26 protein-coding genes are annotated in these 25,448 nt (G+C 68.2%); 17 read left to right on the top strand and 9 right to left on the bottom strand.

What is annotated here, in order from left to right:
• Positions 1-111 precede the first annotated feature (111 nt).
• The 3 genes from AC1DVA_RS06470 (at position 112) to AC1DVA_RS06460 (ending at position 3,381) form a co-directional block, all read left to right on the top strand.
• Positions 112-1,161 carry a YihY/virulence factor BrkB family protein gene (locus tag AC1DVA_RS06470; RefSeq protein WP_265051073.1) on the top strand — a complete coding sequence of 350 codons (1,050 nt, stop codon included), beginning with the start codon at positions 112-114 and terminating at the stop codon, positions 1,159-1,161.
• Complete coding sequence (locus AC1DVA_RS06465; protein ID WP_476805409.1) at positions 1,161-2,393, top strand: NAD(P)/FAD-dependent oxidoreductase; 1,233 nt, start codon at positions 1,161-1,163, stop codon at positions 2,391-2,393. Before AC1DVA_RS06470 ends, AC1DVA_RS06465 begins: the two co-directional genes overlap by 1 nt.
• Before the next feature lie 118 nt (positions 2,394-2,511).
• Entirely contained in the window at positions 2,512-3,381 is an 870-nt protein-coding gene (locus AC1DVA_RS06460) for a VOC family protein (RefSeq protein ID WP_476805408.1), read from the top strand.
• A gap of 6 nt (positions 3,382-3,387) precedes the next feature.
• Here AC1DVA_RS06460 and AC1DVA_RS06455 read toward each other — a convergent pair whose 3' ends face one another.
• From AC1DVA_RS06455 to AC1DVA_RS06430, 6 genes are all read right to left on the bottom strand, one after another.
• Positions 3,388-3,840, bottom strand: coding sequence for a GNAT family N-acetyltransferase (locus tag AC1DVA_RS06455; protein ID WP_265051076.1), 453 nt, complete (start codon positions 3,838-3,840; stop codon positions 3,388-3,390).
• Positions 3,837-4,808, bottom strand: a complete 972-nt coding sequence (gene cysK / locus AC1DVA_RS06450; protein ID WP_265051077.1) for a cysteine synthase A — start codon at positions 4,806-4,808, stop codon at positions 3,837-3,839. Before cysK ends, AC1DVA_RS06455 begins: the two co-directional genes overlap by 4 nt.
• Positions 4,809-4,889: 81 nt before the next feature.
• The gene (locus AC1DVA_RS06445) at positions 4,890-5,342 is read right to left on the bottom strand and encodes an RrF2 family transcriptional regulator (protein ID WP_476805407.1); all 453 of its coding nucleotides are present in this window, start codon (positions 5,340-5,342) and stop codon (positions 4,890-4,892) included.
• Complete coding sequence (dut, locus tag AC1DVA_RS06440; RefSeq protein WP_476805406.1) at positions 5,339-5,812, bottom strand: dUTP diphosphatase; 474 nt, start codon at positions 5,810-5,812, stop codon at positions 5,339-5,341. The genes AC1DVA_RS06445 and dut overlap by 4 nt, the downstream gene beginning before the upstream one ends.
• Positions 5,813-5,816: 4 nt before the next feature.
• Positions 5,817-7,094 carry a phosphopantothenoylcysteine decarboxylase domain-containing protein gene (locus tag AC1DVA_RS06435; protein ID WP_476805405.1) on the bottom strand — a complete coding sequence of 426 codons (1,278 nt, stop codon included), beginning with the start codon at positions 7,092-7,094 and terminating at the stop codon, positions 5,817-5,819.
• A 93-nt stretch (positions 7,095-7,187) separates the two neighbouring features.
• The gene (locus AC1DVA_RS06430) at positions 7,188-7,655 is read right to left on the bottom strand and encodes an Lrp/AsnC family transcriptional regulator (RefSeq protein WP_265051081.1); all 468 of its coding nucleotides are present in this window, start codon (positions 7,653-7,655) and stop codon (positions 7,188-7,190) included.
• 160 nt (positions 7,656-7,815) lie between these two features.
• Here AC1DVA_RS06430 and AC1DVA_RS06425 point away from each other — a divergent pair, with 160 nt between their 5' ends.
• The 3 genes from AC1DVA_RS06425 (at position 7,816) to AC1DVA_RS06415 (ending at position 10,350) form a co-directional block, all read left to right on the top strand.
• Entirely contained in the window at positions 7,816-8,841 is a 1,026-nt protein-coding gene (locus AC1DVA_RS06425) for an ABC transporter substrate-binding protein (RefSeq protein ID WP_265051082.1), read from the top strand.
• Positions 8,842-8,914: 73 nt separating this feature from the next.
• Positions 8,915-9,598, top strand: a complete 684-nt coding sequence (locus tag AC1DVA_RS06420; protein WP_476805443.1) for an ABC transporter permease — start codon at positions 8,915-8,917, stop codon at positions 9,596-9,598.
• A complete protein-coding gene (locus AC1DVA_RS06415; protein WP_476805404.1) occupies positions 9,574-10,350 on the top strand; it encodes an ABC transporter ATP-binding protein in 777 nt (258 codons plus the stop codon). Before AC1DVA_RS06420 ends, AC1DVA_RS06415 begins: the two co-directional genes overlap by 25 nt.
• 131 nt (positions 10,351-10,481) lie before the next feature.
• Here AC1DVA_RS06415 and AC1DVA_RS06410 read toward each other — a convergent pair whose 3' ends face one another.
• On the bottom strand, positions 10,482-11,330 hold the full coding sequence (locus AC1DVA_RS06410; RefSeq protein WP_476805403.1) for an SDR family NAD(P)-dependent oxidoreductase: 849 nt from the start codon (positions 11,328-11,330) through the stop codon (positions 10,482-10,484).
• Between the two features lie 188 nt (positions 11,331-11,518).
• Here AC1DVA_RS06410 and AC1DVA_RS06405 point away from each other — a divergent pair, with 188 nt between their 5' ends.
• Positions 11,519-13,687, top strand: coding sequence for a protein-disulfide reductase DsbD family protein (locus AC1DVA_RS06405; protein ID WP_476805402.1), 2,169 nt, complete (start codon positions 11,519-11,521; stop codon positions 13,685-13,687).
• 29 nt (positions 13,688-13,716) lie between these two features.
• A complete protein-coding gene (locus tag AC1DVA_RS06400) occupies positions 13,717-14,352 on the top strand; it encodes a thioredoxin family protein (RefSeq protein WP_476805401.1) in 636 nt (211 codons plus the stop codon).
• Positions 14,353-14,557: 205 nt separating this feature from the next.
• Here AC1DVA_RS06400 and AC1DVA_RS06395 read toward each other — a convergent pair whose 3' ends face one another.
• Complete coding sequence (locus AC1DVA_RS06395; protein WP_265051088.1) at positions 14,558-15,763, bottom strand: penicillin-binding protein activator; 1,206 nt, start codon at positions 15,761-15,763, stop codon at positions 14,558-14,560.
• 184 nt (positions 15,764-15,947) lie between these two features.
• Between AC1DVA_RS06395 and rsmI the strand changes: the two genes are divergently transcribed.
• From rsmI to gshB, 3 genes are all read left to right on the top strand, one after another.
• Positions 15,948-16,856: a 16S rRNA (cytidine(1402)-2'-O)-methyltransferase gene (gene rsmI / locus AC1DVA_RS06390; protein ID WP_476805400.1), complete on the top strand. Its 909-nt coding sequence runs from the start codon at positions 15,948-15,950 to the stop codon at positions 16,854-16,856.
• Positions 16,853-17,248 (top strand): YraN family protein, encoded by a 396-nt coding sequence (locus AC1DVA_RS06385; protein WP_476805399.1) that lies wholly within the window; start codon positions 16,853-16,855, stop codon positions 17,246-17,248. The genes rsmI and AC1DVA_RS06385 overlap by 4 nt, the downstream gene beginning before the upstream one ends.
• A gap of 70 nt (positions 17,249-17,318) precedes the next feature.
• A complete protein-coding gene (gene gshB, locus AC1DVA_RS06380) occupies positions 17,319-18,257 on the top strand; it encodes a glutathione synthase (RefSeq protein ID WP_476805398.1) in 939 nt (312 codons plus the stop codon).
• A 139-nt stretch (positions 18,258-18,396) separates the two neighbouring features.
• Here the strand turns inward: gshB and AC1DVA_RS06375 are convergent, their stop codons facing one another.
• Positions 18,397-19,179 (bottom strand): HesA/MoeB/ThiF family protein, encoded by a 783-nt coding sequence (locus AC1DVA_RS06375; RefSeq protein WP_265051092.1) that lies wholly within the window; start codon positions 19,177-19,179, stop codon positions 18,397-18,399.
• 167 nt (positions 19,180-19,346) lie between these two features.
• On the opposite strand from AC1DVA_RS06375, the gene AC1DVA_RS06370 reads away from it, so the two are divergent.
• The 6 genes from AC1DVA_RS06370 to AC1DVA_RS06345 all read left to right on the top strand — a co-directional run bounded on the left by AC1DVA_RS06370 (position 19,347) and on the right by AC1DVA_RS06345 (position 25,447).
• The gene (locus AC1DVA_RS06370; RefSeq protein ID WP_265051093.1) at positions 19,347-20,348 is read left to right on the top strand and encodes a BMP family lipoprotein; all 1,002 of its coding nucleotides are present in this window, start codon (positions 19,347-19,349) and stop codon (positions 20,346-20,348) included.
• 31 nt (positions 20,349-20,379) lie between these two features.
• On the top strand, positions 20,380-21,903 hold the full coding sequence (locus AC1DVA_RS06365) for an ABC transporter ATP-binding protein (RefSeq protein ID WP_476805442.1): 1,524 nt from the start codon (positions 20,380-20,382) through the stop codon (positions 21,901-21,903).
• The gene (locus tag AC1DVA_RS06360) at positions 21,900-23,000 is read left to right on the top strand and encodes an ABC transporter permease (protein WP_476805397.1); all 1,101 of its coding nucleotides are present in this window, start codon (positions 21,900-21,902) and stop codon (positions 22,998-23,000) included. Before AC1DVA_RS06365 ends, AC1DVA_RS06360 begins: the two co-directional genes overlap by 4 nt.
• A 208-nt stretch (positions 23,001-23,208) precedes the next feature.
• Positions 23,209-24,183 (top strand): ABC transporter permease, encoded by a 975-nt coding sequence (locus tag AC1DVA_RS06355; RefSeq protein WP_476805396.1) that lies wholly within the window; start codon positions 23,209-23,211, stop codon positions 24,181-24,183.
• 1 nt (position 24,184) lies between these two features.
• Entirely contained in the window at positions 24,185-24,595 is a 411-nt protein-coding gene (locus AC1DVA_RS06350; protein ID WP_476805395.1) for a cytidine deaminase, read from the top strand.
• 39 nt (positions 24,596-24,634) lie between these two features.
• Complete coding sequence (locus AC1DVA_RS06345; RefSeq protein ID WP_476805394.1) at positions 24,635-25,447, top strand: purine-nucleoside phosphorylase; 813 nt, start codon at positions 24,635-24,637, stop codon at positions 25,445-25,447.
• Position 25,448: the final 1 nt, after the last annotated feature.

The following is a 25,448-nucleotide window of genomic DNA, read 5'->3' as shown; positions in this document are numbered from 1 at the left end:
TTAACAATCGGCTAAGCCGGCTTCGGGGCCGCCCGGCACGGGAACGATTGCGGCCGAGCGCGGTTGCTCGCAAGCTGCATCCGCAACCCGCAGCGGAGACCACATCCCGACATGGCTTTCCTCAAACGGATCACGGGCGCCGCCGGGGTGGGGGTCGCGCTGGGCTATCTGTCAGGGGCGCTTTCAAACCATCTCGGCCGGCGGCGGCAGGAGGCTGCGCGTGGGCGGCTGGCGCGGACGCCGCTGCAGATGACCTGGCTCGGCTGGAAGGACGTGCTGCTGCGCTTTACCGGTAACGTGATCGATAACCGGTTGACCTCGCTTGCCGGGGCCGTCGCTTTCTTCACCCTGCTTTCGCTCGTGCCGGCGCTCTCGCTGCTGGTGACAATCTATCGCTACTTCACCGATCCGGCCACGATCGCCGAGCAGCTCGACGCGGTGACGACGATGTTGCCCCAGGCGGCGCGCGAACTCATTCACGAACAGGCGATGCGCCTGTCGGGCCAATCCGGCTTCGGCCTGTCGCTGACCTTCTATGTCAGCTTTCTCGTCGCCACATGGTCGGCCAACGCGGCGGTGAAGGCCCTGTTCGACGCGCTGAACATCATCTATCGCGAGGCCGAGAAACGCAGCTTCCTCAAGCTCAACGCGATCTCGCTGTTCACGACCGTGAGTGGCGTCGTCCTGCTCACCGCGGCGCTGATCGCCATCGCCAGCCTGCCGCTCGTGACGGCGCTGTTTCCCTTCCATTCGGAGCTGGAGCGGCTGATCCGGCTGGTGCGCTGGCCCTCCTTCTTCGTCATGGCGACGCTCTCGATCGCCTGTCTCTACTGGCTCGGCCCCAGCCGCGAGCGGATGCGTTTCATCTGGGTGATGCCCGGCGCCATCGCCGCCGCGCTGCTCTGGGGCGCGGCTTCCTATGCCTTTTCCTGGTATGTCAGCACGCTCGGCAACTACACGGCGGCCTATGGGTCTCTCGCCACCGTCGTGGTGTTCATGACCTGGCTCTGGCTTTCGGCGACGATCGTGCTCGCCGGCGCCGAACTCAATGCCGAGCTCGAGCACCAGACCGCCCACGACACCACCACCGGCCGGCCGAAACCCCTCGGCGAGCGCGGCGCGACCATGGCCGACAGGGTCGGCAAGGCGAAGGCAGATTGATGCTCGATCCCGAAACCACGCGCCATGACGATTTGCGCAGCGGCTCTGGCCCTTGGCATGCCGGCGCAAGACCGGCCGGGCGACGCCTGGAGCAGGATACCCGCTGCGACGTCGCCATCGTCGGCGGCGGCATCACCGGCGCGCTGCTCGCCGAGCACCTGACGGCAATGGAGCTCGACGTCGTCCTGATCGATCGCGAGCGCGAGGGCTTCGGCAGCACGGCCGCCTCGACGGCGATGCTGCAATGGGAGATCGACCTGCCGCTGCGCGAGCTGGCGGCGCTCTACGGCTTCGAGGGCGCGGCCGAGGTCTACCGCCTGAGCTTCGAGGCGGTCGACGGCCTCGGCCGGCTCGTTCAGGAACTCGCACTGCCCTGTCGATTCAGCCACCGGCAGACGGTCTATCTCGCCGCCGGCGAAACCGGCCCGCGCGAAATGCTCGACGAGTCCCAACTGCGCGGCCGCGCCGGCTTGCCGGGCGCGTTCGTCGAGCATGCGGCGCTGCTCGGCGCCTTCGGCTTCGACCGCAAGGCGGCCATCGTCTCGCCCGGCTCGGCCGAGGCCGATCCCTTGAGCCTGTGCCATGCCCTGATCGCCACGGCGGCGCAGCGCGGCGCGCGCCTGATCCGGGACGAGGCGGTCGGCTTCGACGGCGCCGGCCGCTCGGCTGCCGTCAGCCTGGCGAGCGGGCATGTCGTCGAGGCGGATCATGTCGTGCTCGCGACCGGCTACGTCATGCCCGACCTCGTCCGCGACGATCTGCACAGCGTTGCCTCCAGCTGGGCGATCGTGACCGTTCCGCAGCCGCTCCACACATTGTGGCCGGGGCCGGCCCTCGTCTGGGAAGCCTCCGAGGATTATTGCTATTGCCGGACCACCACGGACGGTCGCATCGTCTTCGGCGGCGAGGACGAGGACTTCGCCGACCCCGACAAGCGCGAGGCGCTCGGACCGCAGAAGACGAAAGCCCTGCTCGCCCGGCTGCACGCGCTGATCCCGCAAGCGCGTCTCGAGCTTGGACACAGCTGGTCCGGCGCCTTCGGCCAGACCGAGGACGGACTGCCGCTGATCGGACGCGTGCCGGGCAGTCCGCGCCTGCTGTCGGCCTATGGCTATGGCGGCAACGGCATCACCTTCAGCTTTCTCGCCTCGCGACTGATCGGTTCGCTGATCCGGGGCCGGGAGGAAAGCTGGTTCGGCCATTTCGCCATCGACCGACCAAGGCCGGGCTGAAGCCGGCTCATTGCAGGCCTGCAATCCCGGTCTTGCCGGCGAGACAGGCGACAAGCGACGGCGGAATCGCCATTTTGACTGGCCGCGGCCGGCTCGGCGGCCGTGAGAGGAACCTGCCATGTCCGCGACTGCAGAGAAGACGGCGACACCCGCAAGGCTCGAAGCCCATGACGCGCCCTATCACATCGGGGCGGTGACTCTGCGCGTGCGCGATCTTGCCAAGCTCGTCGCCTATTATCGCGACGCGATCGGCTTGCGGCTCATCCGGGAAGACAAGGACAGCGCGGAACTCGGTATCGGCGGGCAGGTGCTCATCCGGCTTCTCGCCGGCGCCAAGGAGCAAACCTCTGCGGCTGGCCTCTTTCATATCGCCATTCTGTTGCCGTCGCGGCGCGATCTCGCCAACTGGCTGAGGCACGCGGCGGAGGCGCGCATCCCGCTCGAGGGCGCTTCCGACCATCTCGTCAGCGAGGCACTCTACCTGTCCGATCCCGAGGGCAATGGCATCGAGATCTATCGCGACCGCAAGCGTGCCGAATGGCCGCGCAAGCCGGACGGCGCCATCGCCATGGCGACCGAGCGGCTCGATCTCGACAAGCTGCTGGGCGAGGCCGAAAGGGGCGCCTATGCGGGCATGCCGGAGGGGACGGGCATGGGCCACATCCATCTCCGCGTCGGCGATACGGCCGCGGCCGAGGCCTTCTATCAAGGCCTGCTCGGTTTCGACCTGATGGTGCACTATCCCGGCGCCAGCTTCCTCGCCAGCGGCGGCTATCACCACCACATCGCCGGCAATATCTGGGGCAGCCGCGCTGCCGGGCCGCGCCAGCCGGGCGAGGCCGGTCTCGATCGCTTCGAGGTTGTGGCGTGGGACGAGGCCGACTTCGCCGCCATGCGCCAACGCATCCTCGCGGCGGGTGGCACGGAATCGGATGCGGCTCCGACGATCGCCGATCCCTGGGGCAACAGGCTGGTCCTGGTCCGCTGAGGCGGCTCAGCGCGTCAGCAGATGGGAACGGCGGGTTCCGCCCGTATCGGGCCTGAAGCCTTTCGTTTCCCAGAAGGCGGCCGCGCGCGGATCGGCGGCCCGCAGCGAAAGGCGCGGCGCCAGCGCCAGCCCCTGCTGGATCAGCGCGGCTGCGAGGATGCGGCCGATGCCGGCGCCTCGGTGCAGCGGCCGGACATAGACATGCCTCACCCGGAGCAGGTCGGGCTCGGCATCGTAAGGATCGGGCGTGACGGCACCGATGCCGGCGAGCTCACCTTCGTGAAAAGCGGCGAAGACGGCGAAACGATCGTCGCCGCCATCATATCGGCCAGCCAGCCATTCCTCGCGCAGCCCTTCGACGAAGCGATAGCTTTCCGCGCCGGCCTCGTGGCGCAGCGCTTCGAAATCGTCCGGCAGCTCTTCAGTCAGCCGGACGATCTGGACTGCCGTCGGATTCACAGACCTTCGAACAGGGCGCTGGAGATGTAGCGCTCGGCGAAGGAGGGAATGATCACGACGATGGTCTTGCCGGCATTCTCGGGCCGCGCGCCGACTTCGATCGCTGCGGCGACGGCAGCGCCCGACGAGATGCCGGCGGGAATGCCTTCGTTCTTGGCGAGCGCACGTGCCGTCTCGAAGGCGGTCTGGTTGCCGACGGTGACGACCTCGTCGATCACGCTGCGATCGAGCACGCCCGGGACGAAGCCGGCGCCGATGCCCTGAATCTTGTGCGGGCCGGCCTGGCCGCCGGAGAGGACGGGTGAATCCTCCGGCTCGACCGCGACCATCTTCACGCCCGGCTTCTTCGCCTTGAGCACCTGGCCGACGCCGGTGATGGTGCCGCCGGTGCCGACGCCGGAGATGACGATGTCGACCTGCCCGTCGGTGTCGTTCCAGATCTCTTCGGCCGTCGTCTTGCGGTGGATCTCCGGGTTGTGCGGGTTCTCGAACTGCTGCGGGATGATCGAGCCTGGGATCTCGTTCTTGAGTTCCTCGGCCTTGGCGACGGCGCCGCGCATGCCGCCGGGGCCGGGCGTCAGGACGAGTTCCGCGCCGAGCAAGGCGAGCATCTTGCGCCGCTCAAGCGACATCGTCTCGGGCATGACGAGGATCAGGCGGTAGCCGCGCGCCGCCGCGACGAAGGCGAGTGCGATGCCGGTATTGCCCGAGGTCGGCTCGATCAGCGTTCCACCGGCTTTGAGCGCGCCGGAAGCCTCCAGCGCATCGATCATGTTGACGCCGATGCGGTCCTTCACGCTGGAGATCGGGTTGAAGAATTCGAGCTTGGCCAGGATCGTCGCCTTGACGCCGCGCTCGGCCGGCAGCCGGTTCAGCTTGACGAGCGGGGTGTCGCCGATGGTGTCGGTGATCGAGTTGTAGATGCGGCCGCGCCCGGGCGCCTTCGTCGACTTCTGTGCTTCAGCCATGATGAATCCTCCTCGAGGGAATGTTGGGGGTGAAGCTAGGTCAATTCACAGAGAGTGTCGATTAAAGAAATAAATTACATTCTATATTGTGAAATCAGCACCCGGACCGGCTTTTCCGAAGACGACTTTCGCCTGTGCTCGCCGGCACAGCTCCTCGACAGTGACATTGTCCAGCATCGTCAGAAAGGCGGTCGATGCGGCCTCGACCTCGGGTCCGACGACCTCGTCGACCAGTCTCGACTGGGGCAACGGGCCAAGCCCGTCCTCGCCCGCCTCCTGCATCGCGGCGCGGGCAATGTCCCCCGCGGTGATCTTGCGGCGCTCGCGGGCCAGCTCGTAGCCGCCGCGCGGGCCGCGCACGCCCTTCAGGATGCCGACGCGGACCAGTGTCTGCAAGAGCGTTTCGAGATGGCGCGGCGGCAGCGCGTGCCGGGCCGCCAGCAGCTTGGCCGCGACGGGCTGGGGCCGGGCATGCAGCGCGATGTCGACCACGGCGGCGATGGCGAGCAGACTGCGGCGGGACAGGAGCATCATGGCCGCTTCTCCATCCGAGCGTTGCCGGCAACCCCGGTCGAGCCGAAGCCGCCCGTGCCGCGCTCGGTCTGATCGAGCGCGGAAACCTCGACCAGCGTTGCGTGGGTGACCGGCGCGATCACCATCTGGGCGATCCGGTCGCCGCGCGCGATCGCGAACGGTACGTGCCCGAGATTGATCAGCGGCACCTTGACCTCGCCGCGATAGTCGCTGTCGATGGTGCCGGGCGCGTTCAGCACGGTGACGCCGTGGTTGATCGCGAGACCTGAGCGCGGCCGCACCTGCGCCTCGAAGCCCTCGGGCAACTGCATGGCGAGGCCGGTCGGCACCAAGGCCCTCGCGCCGGGCGCGAGGGTGAGGGACTCGCCGATGGCGGCGCGCAGGTCGAGGCCGGCCGCGCCGGCGGTTTCATAGGCGGGCAGGGGCAGATCGGTGCCATGCGGAAGCCGTTGCAACGCGACCGTGACCATCGGCTCAGCCCGTCCGTCCGGCCGAGGCCAGCCCGGCGATATGGGCGATCAACCGGCTCGCGACCTCGTCCTTCGGCAGGGTCGGCCATGTCTCGACGCCCGTCACCGTCACGAGATGGACGGTATTGGCGTCGCCGCCCATCACCCCCGTGCCGCCGACATCATTGGCGACGATCAGGTCGCAGCCCTTCTTCTTCAGCTTGGCCGTGGCGTAGTCGATGACGTTCTGCGTCTCGGCGGCGAAGCCGACGACCAGCGGCGGGCGCCCGCTGCTGCGATGCGCGACGGTGGCGAGAATATCGGGATTCTCGACGAGGGCGAGCGGCGGAAGGGCCAGGCCGTCCTTCTTCATCTTCTCCGGCGCCTCGTCGGCCACGCGCCAGTCGGCGACGGCGGCGGCGAAGATCGCGATATCCGCCGGCAGCGCCGCCTCGACGGCAGCCAGCATCTGCCGCGCCGATTCGACATGGACGGTCTCGACGCCCGGGGGATCGGGCAGGTTCACCGGCCCACTGACCAGCGTCACCCGCGCCCCGGCTGCTGCCGCGGCGGCGGCAATGGCGTGGCCCTGCTTCCCCGACGAGCGGTTGGCGATATAGCGGACAGGATCGATCGCCTCATGCGTCGGCCCCGAGGTGATCAGCACATGCCGGCCGGCCAGCCCGCCCGCCGCCGTGGCCTCGCCGCCCGGCAGCCGGCCGAGAAAGCCGATGGCGCGCTGTGCAGCCGGCTTCTCGCCGGCCAGCGCCGCCTCGATCGCGGCCAGAAGTTCGGGCGGCTCGGCCATGCGGCCGGGCCCGCTCTCGCCACGTTCCGCCATCGCACCGCTATTGGGGCCGATGACGAGGACGCCGTCCTTTTCGAGCTGCGCCATGTTCCGCCGCGTCGCCGGGTGCTGCCACATGCGCGGGTTCATCGCGGGCGCGATCAGGATGCGCTTGTCGGTGGCGAGCAGGGCGGTCGAGGCGAGATCGTCGGCAAGGCCGTTCGCCATCTTGGCGATGAGATCGGCGGTGGCCGGCGCTACCACGATGAGATCGGTCGAGCGCGACAGCGCGATATGGCCGATATCGGCCTCGTCGGTCAGCGAGAACAGATCGGTGAAGCAGCGTTCGCCTGCCAGCGACGAGACGGTGAGCGGCGTGACGAACTGTTCGCCCGCCCTGGTCAGGATGCAGCGCGACGCGATGCCGCGATCCTTCAGCCGGCGGATGACTTCGAGCACCTTGTAGGCGGCGATGCCGCCGCCGATGATCAGGAGAACGGAGCGGGAAGCGGACAAGGCGGCTCCTCGGACGAGGTCAGGCGTCGGACTGACCGCTTCCTAGCATCGACGGCGCGGCGCTGTCATGCGCCACGCAATCGTCCGTCGTCCTCAATCGCGCGGCAGGTCGGGTACCTTGTAGGCCGTCGTCGCCTTGATCCGCTCCATGGCGAAGCGCGAGGTGACGTTCTTGAGCGGGATCGTCTCGATCAGCTTCTTGTAGAACGAGTCGTAGGCGGCCATGTCGGCGACGACGACGCGCAGCATGTAGTCGACATCCCCGGCCATCCGGTAGAACTCCATCACCTCCGGCATCGCCGCGACCATCTGCGCGAACTTCTCCAGCCAGGGGCCGGAATGATCGGCCGTCTCGATCTGGACGAAGACGGTGAGCCCGAGCCCGATCTTCTCCGGCGCCACCAGCGCGACCCGCTTCAGGATCACGCCGGCCTGCTCGAGCTTCTGGATCCGCTTCCAGCACGGTGTCTGCGAGAGCCCGACACGGTCGGCCAGCTCGGCGATGGAAATATTCGCATCGGCCTGCAGGACAGTGAGAATCTTTCGGTCGATGGCGTCCATTCTCTCAAGCTCGCTTTCGGAAGAAATTCATGCTCTGAAATCGGATCAAAATAGATGAATTATCTTTTTGATGCCGATCTATTGCATTCAGATAGAAAATCCTTTTCTCAATCTGTCAATGGGGGCTTCGTCGGCCCTGTCTGCGACAAGGATTTGAACGATGGATCGCCGCCAGTTTCTCCTCGCCGGTGCTAGCTTCGCGGCAGCCGCGTCCCTTGCCGGTCCGGCCCATGCGCAGAGCGCCACCGCCCGCGTCGGCTACATCCCGATCGTCGGCACGGCGCCGTTCTTCGTCGCCAATGGCGAGGGCTGGCTGAAGCAGGGCGGCCTCGACGTGGCGCTGACCGTCTTCGAATCCGGCCCGAACATGATCCAGGCGCTGGCTTCCGGCACGATCGACGTCTATGTCGCCGGCGTCGCCCCGCTTGCGGTCGCCCGCTCGCGCGGCGTCGACATCCGCGTCGTCGCCTCGACCGCGGTCGGCGAGAACGTCGTCGTCAGCGCGCCGTCGCTGACGAAATTCTTCACGGCAGGCACCAGCGCCGCTGCCGCCTTCAAGGCCTTCCGCGCCGCCAACGGCAAGGCCGCCCGCCTCGCGACCCAGCCGGCCGGCTCGGTGCCGAACACGACGCTGCAGTATTGGCTGTGGGAGGTCGCCAAGGTCGACAAGGCCGATGTCGAGATCGTGCCGATGGGCATCGACGCGACGCAGCAGGCGATCCTGGCCAACGCCGTCGACGGCGGCAGCGTGCGCGAGCCGGCCCTGACGATCATCCAGACCCGCAATCCGCAGATCAAGCTGGTCGCCGGTGGCGAGGAGGTCTTCCCCGGCCAGCCCGGCACGGTCGTCGCCGTCTCCGGCGCCTTCGCCACCAAGAATCCGCAGGCCGTGCAGAACCTCGTCAATGGCCTGGTCAAGGCGGCCGCGCTGATCAAGGCGGACCCGTCCAAGGCGGCGCCCCATGTCGCGGCGGCGCTAGGCAAGGGCATCGTCGAGCCCGAGTTGATCCAGAAGGCGCTGGTCTCGCCTGCCAGCCAGTTCGAGATCGACCCCCGCAAGATCATCGAGCCGTCGCGCGCCATGCAGGCCTACCAGGTCAAGCTCGGCTCGCTGGAGAAGGAACTACCGTTCGACGGGCTGTTCGAGACGCAGTATTACGAGCGCGCGATCAAATCGGGCGGCTGACATTGTGAGTAGTCTACGGGCTCCGGCCCTTGCCCTTCTGGGCCTCGTCGCCTTCCTGCTGTTCTGGGAGGCGATGCCTTACTTCGGGCTGGTGAACCCGGCCTTCCTGCCGCCGCCGAGCGCGCTGCCGAAGGCCTTCATGCGCGAGGTTTCCTCCGGCGCCTGGCTCTCGGCCATACTGGGTTCGCTCTGGCACTATTTCGTCGGCCTCTTCGTCGGGGCAGGGCTGGGCACCGCACTCGGCGTGCTCATCGGCATGTCCCGCATCGCCGAGGAGGCGACGGCCTGGGTCGTGCGGGTGCTCAGGCCGATTCCCGGCCTCGCCTGGGTGCCCTTCGCCATCATCTGGTTCGGCGTCACGCCGGGCGCGGCGGTCTTCATCATCGCCATCGGCGTGTTCTGGATCGTCTTCTTCGCCGCGCAGGGCGCGATCCGCGGCGTCGATCGCGATCTCGTCGAGGTCGCCGACGCCTTCGGCTTCCGCTCCCCCTGGCAGCGCCTGTTCAAGATCCTGCTGCCGGCGGCGATGCCCGGCATCCTCGTCGGCTTCCGCACCGCGCTCGGCCAGGCCTGGATGGCGGTGGTCGCGGCCGAGATCTTCGGCGTCGCCGGTGTCGGCCAGCGCATGATGCAGGCCTCGAGCCTGCTCGCGACCGATATCGTCGTCGTCTACATGCTGACGATGGCGGCGCTCTACGGCCTGCTCGACACCGGCTTCGTCGCCTTCCAGAAATGGGTGCTGCGTTGGAAAGCGTGATCGAGATCAAGGGCCTGTCCCTGACCTTCACCCGCGACGGCGAACAGACCGAGGTGCTTCGCAAGCTCGATCTCTCGGTCGGGCGCGGCGAGTTCCTCGCCATCGTCGGCCCCTCCGGCGTCGGCAAGTCGACGCTGCTGCGCGTCATCGCCGGCCTGGCGAAGCCGAGCGGCGGCGAGGTCGTCATCAACGCGAAGGACGAGACGCGCCGCCCGGTCGCGCTGGTCTTCCAGGATTCGCGCCTGCTGCCCTGGCGCAAGGTCGTCTCCAATGTCGGCTTCGGTCTGGAGGGGCGCACCTCGCGCGGGGAGCGCCTCGCGAAGGCGGGTGAGATGCTCGATCTCGTCGGCCTGAGCCCGCTCGCCCAGCGTTGGCCGCATCAGCTTTCGGGCGGGCAGCGCCAGCGCGTCTCGCTCGCCCGCGCACTCGCGGTCGAGCCGGAGATCCTGCTGATGGACGAGCCGTTCTCGGCGCTGGACGCGCTGACCCGGGAGAACCTGCAGGACGAGCTCATCCGCGTCTGGCAGCGCACCGGCAAGACCGTGCTCTTCGTCACCCATGACATCGACGAGGCCGCCTATCTCGCCGACCGGGTCGTGATCCTCTCGGGCGCGCCCGGCCAGATCATCGCCGAGCACCGCATCGATGCGGCCCGCCCCCGCAAGCGCGGCGCAGCGGCGGAAGCGGAGATCGTCCGGGCCGTCCGCCAGGGCCTCGGCGCCGACATCGTCGCGGACGGTGCCGCGATCTGAGACGTGCCGCAGCCGTCATTCTCGGGCGGAGCGGAGCGTAGACCCGAGAATCTCTTGCAGGAAGGGGCGCCCTTCTGTCCTGATATGCTCGGGTCGAGCCCGAGCATGACGGCCAATGCGGGCTGCTGCCGTCAGCCCTCCGCCAGAAACACCTTGAACGCCTCGCCGTAATCCTTGTGCCAGCGCGAAAGCGGCGGGCGGTTCTCGATGATGTCGCCCATCGCCCAGGCCATCCGCTTCTCGTCGAGGGTGCGGTTTGTCTCGCCATCCGGGCAGAGGATGTAGAAGTCCCCGGCCTCGATCCGCTCCAGCATGAAGTCGACCGTCTGTTCGGGCGTCCAGGCGCCGTCGGGCTTCTCGACGCGTCCGCGCGCCGTGAGCGGGGTGAAGACGAAGCCGGGGATCAACAGATGGGCACCGACCTTGCAGCCCTCCGTGCTGCGCAGCTCGTGCTGCAACGCCTCGGTGAAGGCCTTCACTCCCGCTTTCGAGACGTTATAGGCGGGATTGCCGGGCGGGGTGGTGATGCCCTGCTTCGAACTGGTGTTGATGATCACAGCCGGTTCGCCATGGGCGATCATGCCGGGGCCGAAGATCTGCGTGCCAGCGACGATGCCGCCGAGATTGATGGCGAGCGTACGCTCCCAGTTCTCCAGCGGCCCGAAGATCGTGCTGCTCACCTGCATGCCGGCATTGTTCATCAGCACATGCACCTTGCCGAAGCGGGCGATGACCTCGTCGTGCAGATGCGCGATCTCGTCCCGGCGGGAGACATCCGTCTGCAGGGCGAGGACGTTGTCGTCGCCGATCAGCGTCGCCAGCACCTGCCCGGCCGCCTTCAGTGCATCGGCGTCCCTGTCGGCGATCGCGACCTTCAGGCCCCGCTCGGCGAAGGCGCGGGCAGCGGCGAAGCCGATCCCGGAGGCGCCGCCGGTGATGACGGCGACATGCGAGGCGGCGAGAGCGGGATGGCTGGTCATGGGCTTCACGTTTCGCGATTCGGACAAGGGAGCGCGGAGCTAAGGCACAGGGCGCGGCGACATCATGGCGCGCTGACGCAGGCTCGCGGTGCGGGCAGGGTCCCGAAGCTGCCTCACTGCCTTGTCATTGGCATGACGCCGCCGTTTGCGGCAGGGATACGGATATTTTGAAGGATCGCCACAGGATCATGCCGCGCCATTCGATGAACCGGTTTCTGCGCGACGCGCTGCTCGGTCTCGCTCTGCTGGTTCCCGCCATGGGCCATGCGGCGGAATCGAGCCCGGTCACATCGCCGCGCGTGACCGCGACCTTGCTGTCGAGCCGCGACACGGTCGCGCCGGGCGAGCGCTTCCAGGTGGCGCTGGTGCAGAAGCTCGCGCCGCACTGGCACACCTATTGGCTCAACCCCGGCGATTCCGGCGAGCCGACCCGGATCGAATGGGAATTGCCCGCCGGTGCCAAGGCGGGCGACATCCAGTGGCCGGCTCCGAGCGCGATCCGGGTCGAACCGCTGGTCAATTTCGGCTTCGAAGGCACCGTGCTGCTGCCGGTGGAGGTCACCGTGCCGGCAGATGCGAAGCCCGGCGACAATTTCACGCTGAAAGCCGAGGCAACCTGGCTGGTCTGCGAGAAGATCTGCATCCCCGAGGAAGGGTCCTTCACGCTCGATCTACCCATCGGCCCGGCGAGCGTGGTCGATGAGCCGGCGCAGGCCCGGATCGACGCCGCACGGTCAGCCCTGCCGAAGCCGGCTTCGTTCCGCGGCAAGCTCCGCGGCGAGGCCGAGAAGCTCACGTTGGAACTGCCGGGCCTGCCGGCGGGCATGAGCGATCTGCGCTTCTTCCCCATTTCCGATACCTTGATCGAGCATGCGGCCGATCAGCCTCTCGCCACGGGTGAGAAACCCGCACTGACGCTGGTCCGCTCCGGCGCCTTCAAGCTGCAGCAGCCGGAGGTGACTGGCGTGCTGACCTTCCGCGAGAACGGCGAGGCCAAGGCGGTCACGCTCGCCGCGGATGCCGACCCGGCGCTGGTCACGGCGGCTGGAGCCGGCACGGCAGAGGTGCGCCCGGCCGTGGTGCGCATACCACCGCCTGCCGAGGGCGCGGACCTGACCCTTCTCGCGGCGCTCGCCTTCGCCTTTGCCGGCGGCCTGATCCTGAACCTGATGCCTTGCGTGCTGCCGGTGCTGTTCATCAAGGCGCTCGGCTTCGCCCAGCTCGCCCATGCCAGCCGCAGCGCCGTGCGCGAACAGGGGCTGCTCTTCCTCTGCGGCGTGCTGCTGACCTTCATGGCGCTCGCCGGCACCGTGATCGCTCTCGGTGCGCTCGGCAGCAGCATCGGCTGGGGCTTCCAGCTCCAGTCTCCGCCGCTCGTCATCGCGCTCGCCGTGGTGATGGTGCTGATCGGCCTCAACCTGCTCGGCGCCTTCGAGATCGGTGGCTCGGTCGCGGGCCTCGGCGATGGCCTCGCCAGCCGCGGCGGCCGCTTCGGCGCCTTCATGACCGGGGTTCTGGCGGTCGTCGTCGCGACGCCCTGCACGGCGCCCTTCATGGGCGCGGCGATGGGCTATGCGGTGACGCAACCGCCGGCGGTCGCGCTCTCCGTCTTCATGGCGCTGGCGTTCGGCTTCGCCCTGCCGGTGCTGGCGCTCTCCTTTGCGCCCGGGCTGCTCAGGTTGTTGCCGAAGCCGGGGCGCTGGATGCTCGTCCTGAAGCAGGCCTTCGCCTTCCCGATGTTCGCGACCGCGATCTGGCTGATCTGGGTGGCCTCGGTGCAGACCGGCCCGCAGGGCGTGCTGGCGGCGCTGGTCGCTGTACTGGCGGCTGGCTTCGTCGTCTGGCTCATCGGCGTCACCCGCGGCGGCTTGCCCCGCCGCGTCTTCGGCTCAGTGCTCGCGGCTCTGGTCGTGCTCGGCGCCGGCTGGTTCACGCTGCAGAACGCCGTGCCGGCCGCCACGACGGAAGCCCGCGCCGGCGATATCGAGGCCTGGTCGCCGGAGCGTGTCGCGGCGTTGCAGGCGCAGGGCAAGCCCGTCTTCGTCAACTTCACGGCGGCCTGGTGCATCACCTGCCTCGCGAACGAACGCGTTGCGCTCTCGCGCCAGGAGGTGAAGGATACCTTCGCCAAGTTCGGCGTCGTCTATCTGAAGGCGGACTGGACCAATCGCGATGCGCGGATCGCCAAGGCGCTCGCCGAGCAGGGCCGGGCCGGCGTGCCGCTCTATCTGTTCTATCCGGCCCGCAAGGACGCGCAGGCGGAGGTTCTGCCGCAGCTCCTGACGTCGGACACCGTGATCGCGGCCGCCCAGCGCGCGGCGGGCCGGGATGCGAAGACCGCCGCGGCGACGCCGTGACCTTTTATCGTTCAACCAGGGAGACAGACATGAAAAGCCTGACCAGACAGACTTTCATCGCCGGCCTCGCCCTTGCCGGCCTGGCCATGCCGGCCGTCGCCTTCGCGCAGGGCGCAGCCAAGGTCGGCGCGCCCGCCCCCGCCTTCCAGGCGGTGGATGCCGAGGGCAAGACCCGCAACCTCTCGGAGTTCGCGGGCAAGACCGTGATCCTCGAATGGACCAACCATGACTGCCCCTATGTCCGGAAGCACTACAACAGCGCGACGATGCAGACGCTGCAGAAGGACATGGCGAAGGACGGCATCGTCTGGCTCTCCGTCATCTCCTCGCCTGTCGGCGAGCAGGGTTATGTCGAAGCCGCCAAGGCCAGGGAGCTGACGGCCCAGCGTAACGCCGCTCCCGCCAGCGTCCTGCTCGATCCGAAGAGCCAGGTGGCGCGCGCCTATGGCGCCCAGACCACACCGCACATGTACATCATCGATCCCAAGGGCACGCTCGCCTATATGGGCGCGATCGACGACAAGCCTTCTTCCTCCGCTTCGAGCCTCACCGGCGCGAAGAGCTATGTCCGCCAGGCCGTCGCCGAGCTGAAGGCCGGCAAGCCGGTCTCGGAGGCCAGCACCAAGGCCTATGGCTGCGTGGTGAAATACGCGCCGCTGAGCTGAGTCGTTTTTCCGCAGAAACGCACCGTCATTCCGGGGCGGGCCGTCAGGCCCGAGCCCGGAACCCATGAACACAAGACTCGAAGAATGGGGATGCAGCGATGCAACCCTTCTTGCCGTAAGCAGTGTTCATGGGTTCCGGGCTCATTGCTGCGCAATGCCCCGGAATGACGGCGTGATTCCTGAGCGCGGCGAGCTTCGGGGCCGCCTACTGCGAGCGGGGTCCGAGATCGCGCGGCGCGGCGTTGATCGTGACGATCTGTCCGTTGCGCAGTTCGAGTACCGCGAGCCCGCGCTCGACCTGCCCGTCCGGGCGGAAGCGGAAGACGCCATCGGCGCCAGCGAAACCGGAGGCATTGGTCAGCACGGCTTCCGAGAAGCGCTGCGAGCCCTGCGTGCGCGCCAGCGCCGCCGCCAGCGAGACCGCATCATAGGCCAGCGTCGCGGTGCGGGTCGGCGCGCTGTTGAAGCGCTGCTGGTAGCGGCCGGCGAAGGCATTGAAGCCGGCGGTGTCGGGCGAGGCGAACCAGCCGCCCTGGATCGCCGGGACGCGCGCGATGCCGGCATCGTTCCAGACACCGGTGCCGAGCGGCTTGACCTTGGCCGGGTTGTATCCGGCCTCCTGTAGGGCCTGGCCGAGCGCCGGCATCGTGTCGGCGGCGGCCGGGACGAACAGCGCATCCGCCTGCTGCAGCGACGGCATCAGGCGCTGGACCACGGCGCGCATCGAGGCTGGATCGGAGCCGAAGCGCTCGATTGCGGCGACGCGGGCGCCGCGGCTGGCGACGGCCTGCTGGAAGGCGGCCTCGACCACCTTGCCGTAGGCGGTATCGGGAACGAGCGCCGCGAACGACTTCCGGCCCTGCTGGCTGGCATAGCCGATGACACGGTTGACGTCGTTCTCCGGCGGGAAGGAGAGCAGGTAAATGCCGCGCGAGGCGACGTTGGAATCGCTGGAGAAGGCGATCACCGGCCGGTTGGCGCCGCGCGCGACCTGCCCGGCGGCCTGCACCGAAGGCGCGAAGAGCGGGCCGATGATCAGTTCGGCCCCTTCCGACACGGCCTCCTGCGCGGCGGCGCGGGCGCCTTCCGGCGTGCCGCGATCGTCCTTGACCAGCAGCGTGAGGTCCGCGTTCGGGAATTCCGCCAGCGACATCTCGGCGGCGTTCTTCAGCGAGTTGCCGACGACGGCACCCTGCCCCTCCGCCGTCAGCGGCAGGATGAGCCCCACCTTGACCTTGCCGTTGCCGATGGTCTGCCCGGTCGGTGCCGCGCCTGGGGCGGGCGTCCCCGAATCGAAGCCGGGCAGGCCGGAGGTGCCACCGCTGCAGGCGGCCAGCGCGAGCGGCAGGAAAACCGCAAGCGCCCGCGCCTTGAACCGCAGGACCGGTGCGAAGTGCCGATGGTGCAACACGGGCGATCTCCAGTCGTGGCCGGGTCGGCAAACGCGCGCCCGTCGATGAGTTCCAGCGGAAACTTTGCCCCCGATGGACTCGTGCCAGTGCGGAATCCTATTTTCAAGTTGTTAACTATGGGTTGCACACGCAGCGTGACGCTGTGCCATGGCGCGGCTGCCGCCGCTGTGGCAGCGTGGCGCCATGTCTAACGATGCCGCCGCCCGCCCTCCCAGCTATACCGCTTTCGGCCTGAGAGCCGAGGCCGAGCCGCTGGCGCCGGGCCTGCACATCGTCGCGACCCCGATCGGCAACCTCCGCGACATCTCGTTCCGGGCTCTCGCGACGCTCGCCGCCGCCGATGCGATCCTGGCCGAGGACACTCGCACCTCGAAGACGCTGCTGGCGCATTACGGCATCTCGACGCCGCTGCTGCCCTATCACGAGCACAATGCCGCGCAGATGCGTCCGAAGGTGCTGGCGAAGCTGCGCGAGGGCGGCAAGCTCGCCTTGATCTCGGATGCCGGCACGCCGCTCGTCTCGGACCCCGGCTACAAGCTCGTCGCCGAACTCGTCACCGAGGGGCTGCCGGTCACCGGCATCCCCGGTCCGTCCGCCGTGCTGGCGGCGCTGGTGCTGGCCGGGCTGCCGACCGATCGCTTCTTCTTCGAAGGGTTCCTGCCGCCGAAATCGGGAGGACGTCGTACGCGGCTGACCGAACTCGCCGCCATTCCCGGCACGCTGGTCTTCTTCGAATCGCCCCGCCGCCTCGCCGAGATGCTGACTGACGCTGCCGCCGTGCTGGGCGCGCGGCCGGGCGCCGTCGCGCGCGAACTCACCAAGTTCTACGAGACGGTCAGGCGCGGCACCCTTCCCGAGCTCGCCGCCCATTACGATGGCGAGGAGGAGGCGCGTGGCGAGATCGTCGTGATCATCGGCCCGCCCGGCGCCACCGAACTCGTCCCGACCGACGATCTAATCGATGAGCGGCTGCGGGTGGCACTGACCAAGGTCTCGCTGAAGGAGGCCGTCGCGCAGGTCGCCGCGGAAACCGGCCAGCCGCGCCGCAAGGTCTATGCCCGCGCCCTCGAACTCACCCGCAGCGATCCGTGAGCGGGGCGGCGGCCGATCCGGGCAGGCGCAGCCGCAAGGCAAGACGCTCTGGTCTCGCCGGCCACCGCGCCGAATGGCTCGCCATCCTCTGGTTGACGCTGAAGGGCTATCGCCTGCTGGAGCGCCGTTTCGGCGGCAAGGGCGGCGAGATCGACCTCGTGATGAAACGCGGTCGCACCGTCGCCTTCGTCGAGGTCAAGGCGCGCCGCGATCTCGACATGGCGATGCTCGCGATCACGCCGGAGAAGCAACGTCTCGTCGAGCGCCGGATCCGGCACTGGCTCTCACGGAATGCCTGGGCGAACGGGCATCATCTGCGCGCCGATGCGGTCTTTCTGGCGCCCTGGCGCCGGCCGCGCCATGTGCCCGCCGCTTTCGCGCTTGTCCTGTGACGCAAGGCCACCCACTTGCGGGAACCCCGCCCGCGGCCCGATAAGAGCCGGCTGCAACAGGAAGCCTGTCATGAGCCTGAACGTCGCCATCCAGATGGACCCGATCGAACGCCTCCGGGTCGCCGGTGACACCGGCTTCGCCCTCATGCTGGAAGCGCAGGTGCGCGGCCACACGCTCTACACCTACACGCCCGACAAGCTCTCGATGCGCGACGGCAAGGTCACCGCGCCGATGCGCCCGGTCACGGTGCGCGACGTCGAGGGCGATCATTTCACGGCCGGAGCCGAGGAGAAGGTCGACCTCTCGACGCTCGATGTCGTGCTGCTGCGGCAGGACCCGCCCTTCGACATGGCCTATGTCACCACGACGCATATGCTGGAGCGCATCCACCCCAAGACGCTGGTGGTCAACGATCCGACCTCGGTGCGCAATGCGCCTGAGAAGATCCTCGTCACCCATTTCCCGGAATTGATGCCGCCGACGCTGATCACGCGCGACAAGGCCGAGATCGAGGCCTTCCGCGACGAGCATGGCGATATCGTGATGAAGCCGCTCTACGGCCATGGCGGCGCGACCGTCTTCAAGACCGGCAAGGGCGATCCGAATTTCGGCTCGCTCTTCGATCTGTTCAGCAATCTCTTCCGCGAGCCCTGGGTGGTGCAGGGCTTCATCAAGGAGGTCTCGGAAGGCGACAAGCGCATCATCCTGATCGACGGCAAGGCGGCAGGAGCGGTCAACCGCGTGCCGGCCGTCGGCGATCTCCGCGCCAACATGGTGCGCGGCGGCGCGGCGCGGCCGACCGATCTGTCGAAGCAGGAGCTCGCGATCTGCGAGGCGATCGGCCCGACACTGCGCGAGCGCGGCCTGCTCCTCGTCGGCATCGACGTGATCCACGGCAAGCTGACCGAGATCAACGTCACCGCGCCGACCGGTGTGCGCGCGATCAAGAAGCTCGGCGGTCCGGATCTGGCGGCGCAGCTCTTCGATGTCATCGAGAGTAAGCGCTGAGCGTTCCACCACCGCGCCGTCATCCCGGACAAGCCGCGTAGCGGCGTCGATCCGGGATCCATCCTGGAGCGCCTCGCCCTACGATGGATCCCGGGTCTCCTTTCGGTCGCCCGGGATGACGGGGAGGGTTTCCGAAGAATCAGGCCGCCTTGCCGCTGCCGTTCAGCGGGTTCGCCTCGTCCCAGCCATAGCGCAGCGTCTCGAAGCGCATCGTCAGCGAATCGAGCAGGAGCAGCTTGCCGACGAGCGGCTCGCCGAAGCCGGTGACGGCGCGCACGACCTCGAGCGCCATCAGCGAGCCGATCACGCCCGGCAGCGCGCCGAGCACCCCGGCCTCGGCGCAGGTCGGGATCGCGCCGGGCGGCGGCGCTTCCGGGAAAAGACAGCGCCAGGTCGGGTTCGGGCGCCCGTCCGGTCCGGTTTCATGGGCGCGCACCGTGGTCAGCGAGCCGTCGAAGCGCCCGAGCGCCCCCATGACGAGCGGCTTGTGCTCATGGAAGCAGGCATCGGAAACGGCATAGCGCGTCTCGAAATTGTCGGAACCCTCAGCCACCACGTCGTAGAAGGCGATCAGCGCGCGGGCATTGTGCGGATCGAGCCGCGTGACGTGCTCCTCGACCACGACATGCGGGTTGAGGTTGCGCACGAAGCGGGCGGCGACCACCGCCTTATGGGCGCCGACGTCTTCCGTGGTGAAGATCGTCTGGCGCTGCAGGTTCGAGAGCGAGACGATATCGTCGTCGACGATGCCGATCTTCCCGACGCCGGCCGCCGCCAGATACTGGATCAGCGGCGCGCCGAGCCCGCCGGCACCGACGACGAGCACGCGGGCATTCTTCAGCCGCTGCTGGCCCGGCCCGCCGATCTCCGGCAGGACGATATGGCGGGCATAGCGCTCGATCTCGTCATCGTTCAGCATCATGGCGGGAGCGTAAGGCCGATGGCGGCTCCTCGGCAATCGCCATGGTGGATGAGGTGTGTGGCAAAGCGCATGACCTTCCGGGAGCTTGGCCACGCCGCCGAGCCATGCCATCGTATCCTCATCGAGGGCCGGATAACGGCACCCGGCTATGACAGGGGATCGGTTCGATGCGTGTTGGTTCTTTCGCGGCGGCGCTGGCCGGCGTTGCGCTTTCGGCTGTGGCGGCGCTGGCACAGCAGCCGATCAAGCCTGCCGTCGTCTATGACAAGGGCGGCAAGTTCGACAAATCCTTCAACGAAGGCGTCTTTATCGGCGCCGACAAGTTCAAGAAGGAGACCGGCGTCGAGTTCCGCGATTTCGAGCCGACCAACGACGCCCAGATCGAGCAGGCGCTGCGCCGCTTCGCGCGCGATGGCCATTCGCCGATCATCGCCGTCGGTTTCTCGCAGGCGACCGCCCTGCAGAAGGTCGCGGCCGAGTTCCCGGACCTGAAGTTTACCATCATCGACATGGTGGTCGATCTGCCGAACGTGCAGTCGGTCGTCTTCAAGGAGCATGAGGGCTCCTATCTCGTCGGGCTGCTCGCGGCGATGGCGTCGAAGACCGGCAAGGTCGGCTTCGTCGGCGGCATGGACATCCCGCTCATCCGCAAATTCGCCTGCGGCTATGTCCAGGGCGTCAAGGCGGGCAAGGCCGATGCCGAGATCTTCCAGAACATGACCGGCTCGACGCCGGCGGCCTGGAACGACCCGGTCAAGGGCGGCGAGCTCGCCAAGTCGCAGATCGATCGCGGCGCGGATGTCGTCTATCACGCCGCCGGTGGCACCGGCATCGGCGTGCTCCGGGCCGTCGCGGATGCCGGCAAGCTCGGTATCGGCGTCGACTCCAACCAGAATGCGCTCCATCCCGGCAAGGTGCTGACCTCGATGCTGAAGCGCGTCGACGTCGCCGCCTACAATTCCTTCAAGGCCGCTCGCGATGGCTCCTGGAAGCCGGGCCTCTCGGTGCTCGGGCTCAAGGAGGAGGGCATCGACTGGGCGCTGGACGACAGCAACAAGAGCCTGATCTCGCCGGAGATGAAGGCGACGGCCGACAAGGCCAAGGCCGACATCATCGCCGGCACCGTGAAGGTCCACGACTACATGTCCGACCAGAAATGCACGATGTGAGGCGCGGGCTTCCGCATTGAACCCGGCGCCCCTGCCGCCCGCGATCGAACTGGTCGGCATTTCCAAGCACTTCGGCTCCGTCGCGGCGAACAAGGATGTGTCGCTTTCGGTCGCCGCTGGCTCGATCCACGGCATCGTCGGCGAGAACGGCGCCGGCAAGTCGACGCTGATGTCGATCCTCTACGGCTTCTACGAGGCCGATGCCGGCGAGATCAGGATCGCCGGCGAACCCCGTCGCATCCGTTCCTCGGCCRACGCGATCGCGGCCGGCATCGGCATGGTCCATCAGCATTTCATGCTGGTGGAGACGCTGAGCGTGGTCGAGAACATCGTCCTCGGGGCCGAGGGCGGCGCCTTCCTCAACGGCGGTCTCGGGAAGGCCCGCACCGCTCTCGCCAAACTCTCGCAGGATTACGGCCTCGCTATCGATCCCAACGCCATCGTCGGCGAACTCTCGGTCGGGCTGCAGCAGCGCGTCGAAATCCTGAAGGCGCTTTATCGTGGCGCCGACATCCTGATCCTCGACGAGCCGACGGCGGTTCTGACCCCGCCCGAGGCTGACCAGCTCTTCGCCCTGCTGCGCGCGCTCAAGGCGCAGGGCAAGACCGTGATCCTGATCACCCACAAGCTGCGCGAGATCATGGACGTCACCGACACCGTCTCGGTGATGCGACGCGGCGAGATGGTCGCACATGTCCGCACGGACGAGACCTCGCCGCCGGCACTGGCCGAGGCGATGGTCGGCCGGCGCGTGCTGCTGCGCGTCGAGAAGCCGCCGCGCCAACGCGGTGCTCCGGTGCTGGAGGCCGCCGGCCTCTCCTGCCAGGATGCGCGCGGCACCGAAACCCTGCGCGATGTCAGCCTGACCCTGCATGAAGGCGAGATAGTCGGCATCGCCGGTGTCGCCGGCAATGGCCAGAGCGAATTGCTGGAGGTGCTCGCCGGCCTGGTCCAGCCGAGCCGTGGGGTCGTCCGGTTCGATGGCCGGATTCTGGCTGCCGCCGACCGCCAGCCCGCGAAGCTGCGTGAACTCGGCCTGATGCACATCCCCGAGGATCGGCATCGCAGCGGGCTCGTCACTGCCTTCTCGGCGGCCGAGAACGCGATCCTCGGCTATCAGCACGATCCTGCCTTCGGGGCAGGCCCGCTGCTGTCGCCGGACAGGATCGAGGCCCATGCGCGCGAGGCCTTTGCCGCTTACGACGTGCGCCCGCCCGAACCCGCCTTGAAGACCGCGAAATTCTCCGGCGGCAACCAGCAGAAGATCGTGCTCGCCCGCGAGATCGAGCGGCGCCCGAAGGTGCTTCTGGTTGGCCAGCCGACGCGCGGCGTCGACATCGGCGCGATCGAGTTCATCCACCGCCGGCTGATCGAATTGCGCGATGCCGGCGTCGCCATCCTGCTCGTCTCCGTCGAGCTGGAAGAGGTGATGGCGCTCTCCGACCGGATCATCGCGATGTGCGGCGGCCGGATTACCGGCGAGCGCGCCGCCGAAGCCGCCGACGAGCGCGATCTCGGCCTGCTGATGGCCGGCGTGACGGACGAGGCCGCATGAGCGCCGCCCCGGTCGAATTGCCGCGTTGGGCCGATGTCGCGCTGGTGCCGCTGGTTTCGGTTGCGGCCGCATTGCTCGTCGCCGGGCTCGTCGTCGTCGGCATCGGCGAGAATCCGCTGGAAGCCACGGCGCTCCTGCTGCGCGGCGCGCTCGGCAGCGCCGAGGGCATCGGCTTCACGCTCTACTACGCGACGAATTTCATCTTCACGGGCCTGGCCGTCGCCGTCGCCTTCCATGCCGGCCTGTTCAACATCGGCGGCGAGGGGCAGGCGACGGCGGCGGGCATCGCCATGGCCATCACCTGCCTCGGCCTGTCCTGGGCGCCGGGCTTCCTCGCCGTTCCGCTGGCGATCCTGGGCGCGGCGGCGGGCGGGGCGTTCTGGGCTTTCATCCCCGGTTGGCTCCAGGCCAGACGCGGCAGCCATGTCGTCATCACCACGATCATGCTGAACTTCGTCGCCGCGACGCTGATCGTCTACCTGCTGCGCGAAATCATCGGCAAACCCGGCTCGATGCAGCCGGAGACGGTGGATTTTCCTGCCCAGGCCGTGCTGACGCCGATGCATCAGCTTCTCGCGCCGTTCGGCCTGAAGCTACCGGCGACCCCGCTCAACAGCGCCTTCCTGCTGGCGCTGATGTCGCTCTTCGCCGTCTGGCTGCTGATCTGGCGCACCCGGCTCGGCTATGCCATCCGCACGGTCGGTGCCAATCCGCGCGCCGCCGCCTATGCCGGAATCTCGCCGGCCGCCGTGACGATGATCGCGATGGCGATCTCGGGCGCGCTCGCCGGGGGCCTTGCCGTCAACGAGGCGCTCGGGGTGCAGCACCGGCTCGTGCTCGACTTCACCGCCGGCTACGGCTTCGTCGGCATCGCCGTCGCCTTGATGGGCCGCGGTCATCCGGTCGGCGTGGGTCTCGCCGCGCTGCTCTTCGGCGTGCTCTACCAGGGCGGCGCCGAGCTCTCCTTCGACAAGCCGACGATTACCCGCGACATGGTGGTGGTGATCGGCGGCGTGCTCATCCTCTTCGCCGGTGCGCTCGACGGGCTTTTTCGCCGGCTGGTCGCGGGTGTGCTCGGGATGGGGCGGGAAGGCTGATGATCGGGTTCGGATCCTCCGCGTCATTCCGGGGCTTCGCGCAGCGAAGAGCCCGGAACCCATATCCGCCGAAATTCCCCGAAAGGAGCTTCGGAGACGCCGCTTCGCCTCGGCGATCCAATCCTGTGGTCATGGGTTCCGGGCTAGACCCTGCGGGTCGCCCCGGAATGACGGGAGAGGTTCCTCGCGTCACGTTGGGAGCCGCCTGATGGACCCAATCCAGACGCTCGCCGTCATCATCGATTCGACGATCCGCCTGTCGATTCCGTTGATCTGCGCGGCGATGGCGGGGCTGTGGTCGGAGCGCGCAGGCGTCGTCGATATCGGCCTCGAGGGCAAGATGCTGGTCGCCGCCTTCGCCTCGGCGGTCGCTGCCTTCGTCACCGGCTCGGCCTGGATCGGGCTGGGCGCCGGCATTCTCGCGGCGCTGGCGCTCGCGCTGGTCCATGGCTTCGCCGCCATCACCTGGCGCGGCAACCAGATCGTTTCCGGCGTCGCCATCAACATGCTGGCGGCGGGCCTCACCGTGGTCCTCGGCAACGCCTGGTTCGGGCAGGGCGGGCGCACGCCCTCGCTCGAAGGCCCGGCCCGCTTCGGCGAGTTGACCTTGCCCTTCGCCGGCTGGGCACGCGAGCACATACCTGTCCTCGGCCTGTTCTATGACGAATTCATCTCCGGCCATGCCGCGCCGGCCTATCTCGCTTTCCTCTGCGTGCTCGTCACGGCCCTTGTTCTGAAGCGCACGCGCTTCGGCCTGCGCATTCGCGCCGTCGGCGAGAATCCGGCGGCGGTCGATACGGCAGGCATCTCTGTTGCGCGGCTGCGCTATGGCGCCGTCGCGATCTGCGGCCTGCTCTGCGGCATCGGCGGCACCTATCTCGCCGCTGCGCAATCGGCCGGCTTCCTGCCGCATATGACGGCCGGGCGCGGCTTCATCGCGCTCGCCGCCGTGATCTTCGCGAATTGGCGGCCTTGGCCGGCGCTCGGCGCCTGCCTGCTCTTCGGCCTGCTCGATGCCATCGCGATCCGTCTCCAGGGCGTGACCTTGCCGGGCATCGGGCTGGTTCCGGTGGAAGCGATCCAGGCCTTGCCCTATGTCATGACCATCGTCCTGCTCGCCGGCTTCATCGGCAAGTCGACGCCGCCCAAGGCCTCGGGCCTGCCTTATGTCAAGGAACGCTGAGTTGCCGGCCGAACCCGATTTCGATGTCCTCTTCGCCGCCGCGGCCGCCGTGCAGCCGCGTGCTTACGCGCCCTATTCCCGCTTCAAGGTCGGCGCTGCGCTCCTGGCCGATGACGGTTCGGTCCATGCCGGCTGCAATGTCGAGAATGCCGCCTATCCCGTGGGCACCTGCGCCGAGGCCGGGGCCATCGCCGCGATGATCGCGGCCGGCGGCCGGACGATCCGCGCCATCGTCATATTCGGGGAGGGCCCGGAGCTCGTCACGCCCTGCGGCGCCTGCCGCCAGCGCATCCGCGAATTCGCCATGCCCGAAACGCCCGTGGCGATCGCCGGACCCGAGGGCATCCGCGCGCGTTTCACCCTGGCGGAGCTGTTGCCAGCCTCCTTCGGACCGGCCAATTTGCCGCGGTGATTTGCGACGGCCGCTCTGGCGGCCAGGGGAGACGATCTGATGGCGGCCGATCCGGCTTTCGACGCGGCGGCGTCAGCATTGATCGACAAGGGCGTCGATGGGCCGATCGAATGTGCGCTGGTGCTCGGCACCGGGCTCGGCTCTGTCGTCGAGGACGTGCAGGACGCGGTCTGCATTCCCTATGCCGACATTCCCGGCTTTCCGCAGGGCGCGGTGTCCGGCCATGCCCGCCAGCTCTGCTACGGTACGCTCTTCGGCCGCAAGGTACTGATCTATCAGGGCCGTGCGCATTATTACGAGGGCGGCGATCCCGCCGTGATGCGCGTGCCGCTTGGCCTGCTCGCCGCCTTCGGCTCGCCGCCGCTGATCCTGACCAATGCCGCGGGCTCGCTCTCGCCCGAGATGCGTCCCGGCAGTCTCGCGCTCATCACCGATCATATCAACCTCAACGGCCCCAATCCGCTGGTGGGCGACAGGGGCGATGGCCGCTTCGTGCCGATGGTCGATGCCTATGACCCGCTGCTGCGCGGGCGCCTGAAGCGGGCGGCGGCGAATGCGGCCGTGCCGCTCGGCGAGGGCATCTATATGTGGTTCTCAGGCCCCAGCTTCGAGACGCCGGCCGAGATCCGCATGGCCAAGACCCTGGGCGCGGACCTCGTCGGCATGTCGACCGTGCCGGAGGTGATCCTGGCGCGGCGTCACGATATCCGGGTCGCGGCCCTTTCCATCGTCACCAATATGGGCGCGGGCCTTCACGGCGGCGCTCCGCATCACACTGAGACGCGCGATGTCGCCGCCATGGCCTCGCGCTCGCTGCGGCGCCTGCTGCGCGCCTTTCTTTCGGAGCTCTAGG

Source organism: Allobosea sp. P4_C6 (assembly GCF_056402015.1).
This window is presented reverse-complemented; position numbering and strand designations above follow the sequence as displayed.

Excerpts from the sequence above, each read along its gene's own strand:
- AC1DVA_RS06470 (WP_265051073.1), top strand. The coding sequence starts at position 112 with ATGGCTTTCCTCAAACGGATCACGGGCGCCGCCGGGGTGGGGGTCGCG.
- AC1DVA_RS06465 (WP_476805409.1), top strand. The coding sequence starts at position 1,161 with ATGCTCGATCCCGAAACCACGCGCCATGACGATTTGCGCAGCGGCTCT.
- AC1DVA_RS06460 (WP_476805408.1), top strand. The coding sequence starts at position 2,512 with ATGTCCGCGACTGCAGAGAAGACGGCGACACCCGCAAGGCTCGAAGCC.
- cysK (WP_265051077.1), bottom strand. The coding sequence starts at position 4,808 with ATGGCTGAAGCACAGAAGTCGACGAAGGCGCCCGGGCGCGGCCGCATC.
- AC1DVA_RS06445 (WP_476805407.1), bottom strand. The coding sequence starts at position 5,342 with ATGATGCTCCTGTCCCGCCGCAGTCTGCTCGCCATCGCCGCCGTGGTC.
- dut (WP_476805406.1), bottom strand. The coding sequence starts at position 5,812 with ATGGTCACGGTCGCGTTGCAACGGCTTCCGCATGGCACCGATCTGCCC.
- AC1DVA_RS06430 (WP_265051081.1), bottom strand. The coding sequence starts at position 7,655 with ATGGACGCCATCGACCGAAAGATTCTCACTGTCCTGCAGGCCGATGCG.
- AC1DVA_RS06425 (WP_265051082.1), top strand. The coding sequence starts at position 7,816 with ATGGATCGCCGCCAGTTTCTCCTCGCCGGTGCTAGCTTCGCGGCAGCC.
- AC1DVA_RS06420 (WP_476805443.1), top strand. The coding sequence starts at position 8,915 with ATGCCTTACTTCGGGCTGGTGAACCCGGCCTTCCTGCCGCCGCCGAGC.
- AC1DVA_RS06415 (WP_476805404.1), top strand. The coding sequence starts at position 9,574 with ATGGGTGCTGCGTTGGAAAGCGTGATCGAGATCAAGGGCCTGTCCCTG.
- AC1DVA_RS06410 (WP_476805403.1), bottom strand. The coding sequence starts at position 11,330 with ATGACCAGCCATCCCGCTCTCGCCGCCTCGCATGTCGCCGTCATCACC.
- AC1DVA_RS06405 (WP_476805402.1), top strand. The coding sequence starts at position 11,519 with ATGCCGCGCCATTCGATGAACCGGTTTCTGCGCGACGCGCTGCTCGGT.
- AC1DVA_RS06400 (WP_476805401.1), top strand. The coding sequence starts at position 13,717 with ATGAAAAGCCTGACCAGACAGACTTTCATCGCCGGCCTCGCCCTTGCC.
- rsmI (WP_476805400.1), top strand. The coding sequence starts at position 15,948 with ATGTCTAACGATGCCGCCGCCCGCCCTCCCAGCTATACCGCTTTCGGC.
- gshB (WP_476805398.1), top strand. The coding sequence starts at position 17,319 with ATGAGCCTGAACGTCGCCATCCAGATGGACCCGATCGAACGCCTCCGG.
- AC1DVA_RS06375 (WP_265051092.1), bottom strand. The coding sequence starts at position 19,179 with ATGATGCTGAACGATGACGAGATCGAGCGCTATGCCCGCCATATCGTC.
- AC1DVA_RS06370 (WP_265051093.1), top strand. The coding sequence starts at position 19,347 with ATGCGTGTTGGTTCTTTCGCGGCGGCGCTGGCCGGCGTTGCGCTTTCG.
- AC1DVA_RS06360 (WP_476805397.1), top strand. The coding sequence starts at position 21,900 with ATGAGCGCCGCCCCGGTCGAATTGCCGCGTTGGGCCGATGTCGCGCTG.
- AC1DVA_RS06355 (WP_476805396.1), top strand. The coding sequence starts at position 23,209 with ATGGACCCAATCCAGACGCTCGCCGTCATCATCGATTCGACGATCCGC.
- AC1DVA_RS06345 (WP_476805394.1), top strand. The coding sequence starts at position 24,635 with ATGGCGGCCGATCCGGCTTTCGACGCGGCGGCGTCAGCATTGATCGAC.